This window comes from Oleiphilus sp. HI0066 (assembly GCF_001635725.1).
Genome location: NZ_LWFH01000077.1, coordinates 1 through 572, shown reverse-complemented (window position 1 = coordinate 572; position 572 = coordinate 1). Strand labels below are relative to the sequence as shown.

Below are 572 nucleotides of genomic sequence, written 5' to 3'. Positions count from 1 at the left end.
CTTTGACCATGGCAGCGACAAAAATCTATACCGGTCGTTTAGAAGCAGAACAAGAAGTGATTATGACGCCTCAGGTGTCTGGTCAGATTAAACACGTTACTTTTGAAGAGGGCGCGGTGGTTAAGCAAGGTGATGTGTTGTTTGAGATGCATTCTCGTACGCAAGCCGCACGCTACAACGAGTTGAAGGCTGAGCTAGAAAGTGCTCGTGCACAAATTGAACTGGCAAAAAGAGATGTTGAGCGCGCAGTGAGCTTGCGTAAGAAAAACTCACTTTCTCAAGAAGAACTCGATAATCGTCGAACTGAGCTGACAAAATCTATCTCGGACGCGGCTGCATTAGAAGCGGCGGTAGATGGTGCTGCGACCATCTTAAGCTATACGAAAATCAAAGCACCGATTGATGGTCGTGCCTCGAATGCTTTTGTAAAAGAGGGTACTTGGATTACTCAAGGTCGCACCGAGTTGACTGAGCTTGTTTCGACAGATCGTTATCATGCATATTTCGACGTTGATGAGTCGACATATCTCGAGCTTAAAGCACTGAGTGCTAGCAAACTCGATAACGTGGTA

Annotated in this window: 1 protein-coding gene; it reads left to right on the top strand. The window is 46.2% G+C overall.

The features are described from left to right. The coding region (locus A3738_RS01225; protein WP_197473501.1) for an efflux RND transporter periplasmic adaptor subunit at positions 1-572 on the top strand (572 nt) is incomplete at both ends.